Annotated in this window: 6 protein-coding genes; 4 read left to right on the top strand and 2 right to left on the bottom strand. The window is 43.3% G+C overall.

What is annotated here, in order from left to right; translation table 11 throughout:
• Positions 1-207: zinc ribbon domain-containing protein (locus tag NTU69_03320; GenBank protein ID MCX5802559.1), on the top strand; the 207-nt coding region annotated here is incomplete at its 5' end.
• 1 nt (position 208) lies between these two features.
• Here NTU69_03320 and NTU69_03315 read toward each other — a convergent pair.
• Complete coding sequence (locus NTU69_03315) at positions 209-1,579, bottom strand: NAD(P)H-dependent oxidoreductase (protein MCX5802558.1); 1,371 nt, start codon at positions 1,577-1,579, stop codon at positions 209-211.
• Between the two features lie 130 nt (positions 1,580-1,709).
• Here NTU69_03315 and NTU69_03310 point away from each other — a divergent pair, with 130 nt between their 5' ends.
• From NTU69_03310 to NTU69_03300, 3 genes are all read left to right on the top strand, one after another.
• Positions 1,710-2,627 carry a M20/M25/M40 family metallo-hydrolase gene (locus NTU69_03310; GenBank protein ID MCX5802557.1) on the top strand — a complete coding sequence of 306 codons (918 nt, stop codon included), beginning with the start codon at positions 1,710-1,712 and terminating at the stop codon, positions 2,625-2,627.
• A 101-nt stretch (positions 2,628-2,728) separates the two neighbouring features.
• Complete coding sequence (locus tag NTU69_03305; GenBank protein MCX5802556.1) at positions 2,729-3,598, top strand: alpha/beta hydrolase; 870 nt, start codon at positions 2,729-2,731, stop codon at positions 3,596-3,598.
• A gap of 126 nt (positions 3,599-3,724) precedes the next feature.
• A complete protein-coding gene (locus NTU69_03300; protein ID MCX5802555.1) occupies positions 3,725-4,339 on the top strand; it encodes an HPr family phosphocarrier protein in 615 nt (204 codons plus the stop codon).
• A gap of 153 nt (positions 4,340-4,492) precedes the next feature.
• On the opposite strand, the gene NTU69_03295 is transcribed toward NTU69_03300, so the two are convergent.
• On the bottom strand, positions 4,493-5,293 hold the full coding sequence (locus NTU69_03295; protein MCX5802554.1) for a sugar phosphate isomerase/epimerase: 801 nt from the start codon (positions 5,291-5,293) through the stop codon (positions 4,493-4,495).
• Between the last annotated feature and the right edge of the window lie 83 nt (positions 5,294-5,376).

Genomic DNA, 5,376 nt, shown 5'->3' with positions numbered 1-5,376 from the left:
GTTTGTGGCGAGCCTGTTCCTAAAACCCTTGCTCAAAGGATACATCGGTGTCCTTTCTGTAAGACCGTTATGGATAGAGACCATAATGCTGCTCAAAATATACTCCTAAAATCTACCGCAGGGACTGCGGGAATTAACGCTTGGGGAGAGGCGGTGTATCAACGCCCCTCGTTGAACCAAGAAGCCCTGTCCTTACGGACGGGGTAGTTCACTCTTCCAGTATCTTTTTGTAAGGTTTCACCATCTGTTCTTTTATTTTCTTATGGAATCCTTTTCTCACAGCCGGTATTTTGGTGAAGAGCATCATGAGCAGGTTAAAGGCCCTTGTCTTATAGTCCTTCTGTGGAAAATCGTAGAACCCGTGACTTTTATAGAACCTGTGGTCTGCCTGAAATACAAAGCGAAGCCTTCCCCAGATATCGTCCCTGAAGAGTTTCCTTCCCCCTACGCTGAGGAAGGTATCCGGTTTAATGTAATTGTGATTTGCACACCAGACCAGGCGCCCCGCAAGACCTTCCAGCAAGGCATCAATATAAGCCGAATCCCCGTATTCATCAGTGATGAAATCAACAAGATTGGCCTCTCCTGACTGAACCTGGGCTTCAAGAACCTGCCTCAGGTTGGGTATCTGTTTCAAGGGGCCGGAAATGATAAACCCTACCTGCTTGCCGGTGAGCGTCGGGGTATGACCCAGGAAAAACCCCCTATCAAAGAACATCTTCCACCTTGAGGACAGATACTTGTCTTTAATGGCTCCCCCGTACACGAGGATATCCGCATTCTTAAGCCTCGTATTGAAAAAATCAGAAAATCCATCCTGGTAAACACAGATGTTATCAAAGCTGCAATGGAGACAGCCAAGACAACCTCCTTTGATATCCAGTTCATTAAGATAAACCAGTTCAGTTCCACCGGAAAAGGAGTTCCTGAACCTCTCGATCATCCTCCCTAAATTCGTCTGATTATCGATAGAGTCAGTGATGATGAGTATCTTTTTGTTGCCTGTGTTGATTCTGCCTGCCGCGTTTCCCGGAATATAAGTAAAATTATCAAAGGCAAGCGCTGCGTAGCTCTTTGAGGTGGCCATGTTTCCCTCAATAGCTTCAAAAAAGCTCCTAACAAAGAGGAGAAGCCGCTTTCTCTCTTTTTCTTTGAGCAGGTCATCCATATCCGCTGAGAAGTAGTCAACATATTTCATATTTAGGTCATCACAGATGGCATGCATATAATTGTGGGCAGTATGGTCGAAGAAATGGATGGATGTTGTGAGCACTGCCGTGTATTTATTTTTAAAGGATTCTTCTACCCCTTTTTCTGAAATAAGTTCAATAAACCTCTTATACTGGGACGGAACAAGGAGATAATAGAGGGGAAAGGCCCACAATACACCATCTGACGCCTTCACCTCTTCGATGATTTCCCTGAAGGCATTCTCATCCTTTTCAATCCTTTTAATTCCATGGGATATATTGAGGATTTTAAGTTCATGCTTGGGAAACTTCTTCTGAATAAATCTAACATACTGCATTGTAACACTGACATCACCCTTGGGACTTCCGTTTAACACTGCGATTTTCATGGCATCACCCCCTCCTTGAGATTGCAGGCTAAAATAGAAGTATATTCGATATCCCGATAATGCACAATCCCTTTGAAGGTTTTCTACTTAACCTCTACCCGCACTTAATCAAACATGTTAGAATGAAACCATGTCTTCAGGGACTCTGCCCTTCATCCATGAGATTTCTTCAGAGGTAAAAGGTGAAAGAATTCAAAAATATCTCCTTGCACTGGAAGGGCTCCGGCATGGATGGGATAACTACGATGTCCTCACGGAGAAGGCCAGATTTATTGAAAAGACCTTGAGGTCCTTTGGCCTCAAGGTGGAGAGTCAGGATGTGCCTTTCTATGGAAGGAAATACCGGAATATCATAGCGACCATCGAAGGCACAGATAAAGAGAAGGGATGGTTACTCTTAGGTGCCCACTATGATGCCGCACAGGAAAGCCCCGGCGCTGATGACAACGCCAGCGGGGCTGCAGTGTTGCTCGAGGCCGTATCAATACTGAGCACACAGGCATTTAAGAGAACAATCCAATTTGTTGCCTTCACCCTTGAGGAACCGCAGCCACAAACCTTGAGGTTTCTCATAGGGAGCAATCTATTTGCGAAAGAGGCCAGAAAATCAGGGAGGGTCTATGAAGCAGTACTTATCCTTGAATCCGTCGGGTACACGGATGAGAGAGAGGGCAGTCAGATAATCCCGGTCTTTGTGAGAAAGCGTGTCCCCAAAAGGGGTAATTTTTTGGCTGTAATTGCGAACAAAAGATCGAAAGACCTCATGAAGAACTTTTACAACACTGTCAGTGAATATGTGCCAGGATTTATCCTTGTACCATACAGGGTACCTCTTTCAGGATACATAATCCCTTCAACAAGGCTCAGCGACCACGCTTCGTTCTGGAATCAAGGGTATCCGGCCCTCATGTTGACAGATACAGCCATGTTCAGAAATCCTAACTACCATACCCCCTTTGATAGACATGAAACGATTGACCTCAGTTTTATGGTGAATGTCACGAAAGCTGTAGTCAGTTTTATAATAAAGGCAGCGAGCAGCGGTTGAAGACTCCCCAGGTATTCGGATTGAACTATGGGTCTATAATTGAAAACTGGTTTTTATATGATTAACTTTTTAATGGACACTGTCAGGAGGTAAAAATGTTTATGAAAAAATGGTTTCGTTTAATAGTCATCATTGCCCTTTTTTCGCTGGCCATTGTATCTATTACCGGGTATGCCTCGGACATACAGAGTACAAAAGTAGGTGATATCAGGATGGAGTACATGATGATTGGTGAGGGATACCCGCTTGTCATGATTATGGGGTTCAGGGGAACAATGGACATCTGGGACCAGAATGTACTGAATATCCTTTCCTCTCATTACAGGTTAATCATTTTCAACAACCGGGGAATGGGTGAAACAGAAGCCGGGATACGTCAATTCACCATCGAACAGTTTGCCGATGATACGGCTGGTTTGATGGAAGCGCTGGGGATAGAACGTGCCCATGTACTCGGTTATTCGATGGGTACTGAAGTTGCCCAGGAGCTGGTATTGAGACACCCCCGGAAGGTGAATAAGCTCATCCTTTATGCTGCGGACTGCGGCGGGTATTACTTTCCTACACCTCCGGAAGTGGAGAAAAAATTGTATGATACATCGGGTACCAATGAGGAGCGCGGGAAAAGGCTGATCGGGCTGCTGTTTCCTGAGGGCTGGCTTGCAGTTCATCTGGATTACGTGAAGGATATTTTTTCCCGTTCGAGGCAGATAGCACATCCAGAAAACGTGAAACAACAGGCTGATGCGATGAATAACTGGAAGGGATGTTGCGACCGTCTTCAACAGATTAAGAGCCCGACCCTCCTTGTCACAGGTACGGAAGATATTTTGACGCTACCCGGGTATTCATACATGATGGTTGATAAGATTCCAGGTGCGAAGCTGGTGAAAATGGAAAATGGCGGCCACGGGTTGATGTACCAGTTTCCTGAAAGGTTTTCTGAAGCGGTTATCGATTTTTTGAGATAGACTTCGATAGCACTTTCAGAGATACCACCACTCGCTTTTTTGTGTTGCATTTATTACTGCCAGGATATATATTTACCCGAATAGAAAAATTATTCGTAAAACAGACAATACTTATTAAAGGAATCGATGACAAGAAAAGAGGTTGATCTCATCCCCTCCGAGCTTCGCGCTATTGAGATTCACAAGTACTATCTTTCCCAGACAGAAGGCGGGGAGGTTACACTGGAAGAGGCAATAGTGGACTTCCTTATTAATTATGAAGCTGATTTTTTACGGAAGAAACAGCTTGAGGATGTGGAAGTACAAAAAGAAGAAATACTGAAGTATAAGTGGATTGAATCAGAGAAGGAAGGACACGATATAGGAACAGAGAAGGCGGCAATGGAGTGGGTTGAAAAGTACGGTTCTATCTGGAGGGAGGAGAGGGAATCCCTTGAGAAAAATGAATTTCTTGAGCTGACTGTAGTTATTGAAAATAGAAACGGAATTAAAATGGAAATGGCTCAATTAGCTGATATTGCACACAACTGCGACTGTGATCTGTACATACATAAAGAGAGGATGAAGTATTACAATTTTATGTTATTTGGGAAAAAGGAATATTTAAACGTTAAGTCGATTCTCTGTCCTGAATATCTGGAAACCGTAAGAGGTGAGAAGATAGAATTTATCGCTACCGGTAATGGAGCCAGAAGGGCCTTTGAAGAAGTAGAACGCTTTATACACTATTCCGCTCTGTAAAAGTGTGTCGGAGCCTGTTTGGCCGGCACGCTGTTTCTTTCACCAATCGACCTTAAAATACCGTCGGTCCTCTGCTCTGTGCTTTATACTCTCTGCTCCATGCCCCTTGCTCTATGCTCTCTGCTCCATGCCCTCAATTATGAGCTATGAGCCTCATTCTCTAAGCATCTCTTCAAAACCTTTGATGCTTTTCAAGGCTTTTCTTAAAAATTCTGGTGCAGTCTCGCTCTTTGGATCTTTTGAAAATACTTCTAATGTGAGAAATCCTTTGTATGTTTTTAAAGGAAAACTATTTTTCACAATATCCCATTTAATGGTTCCTTCCCCCGGAAGCCAATGCCTGTCAAGGAGGCCATCGTTATCGGAAATGTGGGTTGTGAAAAGCAAATGGCCCCACTGTTTAAGCATTAACCCGGGTTGAGGGCTATACAAAAAATCATGCGAACTGTCATAGCAAAGACCCAGAGAAGGAGAATCAATATTCGAGAAGATATAATCAAGGTGCCCTAATTTCTGTGTATTTTCTATTGCTATTTTGACACCTGAATCCTCTGCGTATTTTGAAAGGTCTTTAATTATTGCCAATCCGTAGTGATTGGGCGGTTGAGGTTGCTTTCCTTTACTCTTACTTATATGAATGACGAGAATTGGTATTAGATGCTTTCTACAATAGGCAATGCATGATGAATACCCTCTTTTTATTTCTGTCCGGCTTTGCTTTGATTCTGACCATAGATTATTGCATTTTGCCTCCGGGGCATGTGCATATTCGAGATATAGTCCTTTTGACCTTACCATCTCAGGTATTAGGTCTTTCTGTCCGTTTCTGACGAGTTTTTCTTCATCCCCCAGCCCGACAGATGTTGTGTGAAATCCGGCCTGTTTTATCATTTTAAGCCTTTCATCGAAGGGTAGTGCATAACCAAAGTATGAATAGATGCCAATATTTCTCATATGTTTAACCAGTTTATAATATTTGTTTTTTTAAGTCATTGTTAAAGTTCAATCATATGGCAGATTCACTGATATATGGTTGC

This window comes from Pseudomonadota bacterium, assembly GCA_026388215.1.
Classification (GTDB): Bacteria; Desulfobacterota; Syntrophorhabdia; order Syntrophorhabdales; family Syntrophorhabdaceae; genus JAPLKF01.
The sequence above is the reverse complement of the archived record's forward strand: the minus strand, read 5'-3'. Positions and strand labels throughout refer to the sequence as shown.